Here is a 2174-nt window from a genome sequence, read left to right as displayed (position 1 = left end):
TGCGCTCCTTCGCCGCCGAGGTGACCCGCGTGGCGCGCGAGGTCGGCACCGAGGGCAAGCTTGGCGGCCAGGCCGATGTGCAGGGCGTGGCCGGTACGTGGAAGGATCTGACCGACTCGGTCAACTCGATGGCGTCCAACCTGACCTCGCAGGTGCGCAACATCGCCGACGTGACCAAGGCCGTGGCCGCCGGCGACCTCTCCAAGAAGATCACCGTCGACGTGCTCGGCGAGATCCTCGAGCTCAAGACCACCATCAACACGATGGTGGACCAGCTCTCGTCCTTCGCCGCGGAAGTGACCCGCGTCGCGCGCGAGGTCGGCACCGAGGGCCGCCTGGGCGGCCAGGCCACGGTGCGCGGCGTGTCGGGGACCTGGAAGGACCTGACCGACAACGTGAACTTCATGGCCGGCAACCTGACCGGCCAGGTGCGCGGCATCGCCAAGGTCGTGACCGCCGTGGCCAACGGCGACCTGGCGCAGAAGCTGACCGTGGAGGCCAAGGGCGAGATCGCCGCGCTGGCCGACACCATCAACTCGATGACGGACACGCTGGCCATCTTCGCGGACCAGGTGACCACCGTGGCGCGCGAGGTGGGCGTCGAGGGCAAGCTCGGCGGCCAGGCCAAGGTGCCGGGCGCGTCGGGCACCTGGAAGGGCCTGACGGAGAACGTCAACGAGCTCGCCGCCAACCTGACCACCCAGGTGCGCGCGATCGCGGAGGTCGCCACCGCCGTGACGCAGGGCGACCTGACGCGCTCCATCACCGTCGAGACGCAGGGCGAGGTCGCGGCGCTGAAGGACACGATCAACGAGATGATCGTCAACCTCAAGGACACGACCCAGAAGAACACCGAGCAGGACTGGCTCAAGACCAACCTGGCCAAGTTCAGCCGCATGCTGCAGGGCCAGAAGGACCTGGTGACCGTCGGCCAGTTGATCCTCAGCGAGCTGGCGCCGGTGGTCGGCGTGCAGCAGGCCGAGTTCTACGTGCTCAACATGCGCGGCGAGATGCCGCGCCTGAAGCTGATCGCCAGCTATGCCTCGGGCGGCCTGGCCACGCATGGCAAGGAGCTCGCGCTCGGCCAGGGCCTGGTCGGCCAGTGCGCGCTGGACCAGGAGAAGATCCTACTGGCCAACGTGCCCAGCGGCGCCTTCCGCGTCGCCTCCGGCCTGAGCGAGACGGCGGCGATGGAAGTGCTGGTGCTGCCGGTGGTCTTCGAGGGCCGCGTGCGCGGCGTGCTGGAGCTGGCCTCGCTGGAGCGCTTCAACCCGACCCACCAGGCCTTCCTGGACCAGCTCACCGAATCCATCGGCATCGTGATCAACACGATCGAGGCCAGCACCCGGACCGAGGACCTGCTGATCCAGTCGCAGTCGCTGGCCGAAGAGCTGCAGCGCCGGCAGCAGGAACTGCAGCAGACCAACGGCGAGCTGCAGGAGAAGGCGCAGCTGCTGGCCCACCAGAACCAGGAGGTGGAGCGCAAGAACGCCGAGGTCGAGCAGGCCCGGCAGGCGCTCGAGGAGAAAGCCGAGCAGCTGGCGCTGACCTCCAAGTACAAGTCGGAATTCCTGGCCAACATGTCGCACGAGCTGCGCACGCCGCTGAACTCGCTGCTGATCCTGTCCGACCAGCTCTGCAAGAACAGCGAGGGCAACCTGACGCTCAAGCAGGTCGAGTTCTCCAAGACCATCCATGCGTCGGGCAACGACCTGCTGATGCTGATCAACGACATCCTGGACCTGTCCAAGATCGAGTCCGGCACCGTGGCCGTGGACGTCAGCGAGCTGCGCCTGGACGAGCTGCAGCGCTCGGTGGAACGCAGCTTCCGCCACTTCGCCGAGTCCAAGCACGTGGGCTTCAGCGTCGAGATGGAGCCACCGCTGCCCAAGTCGCTGGTCACCGACGTCAAGCGGCTGCAGCAGATCATCAAGAACCTGCTGTCCAACGCCTTCAAGTTCACCCACCAGGGCCAGGTCACCTTCGCCGTCACCGCGGTGGCCGACGGCTGGTCCGCCGACAACGAGGTGCTCAACCATGCGGGCCAGGTGATCGCGTTCTCGGTGGCGGACACCGGCATCGGCATCTCGGCCGACAAGCAGCAGATCATCTTCGAGGCCTTCCAGCAGGCCGATGGCTCGACCTCGCGCAAGTACGGCGGCACCGGCCTGGGC

Annotated in this window: 1 protein-coding gene; it reads left to right on the top strand. The window is 67.3% G+C overall.

The window, feature by feature from the left end; all coding sequences use genetic code 11:
* A partial coding sequence (locus tag FUT87_RS14655; protein WP_147241487.1) for a HAMP domain-containing protein occupies nt 1-2174 on the top strand: 2174 nt, incomplete at both ends.

This window comes from Mitsuaria sp. TWR114 (genome assembly GCF_007997345.1).
Note: the sequence above shows the minus strand (reverse complement) of the source record. Positions and strands in the feature narration are given on the sequence as shown.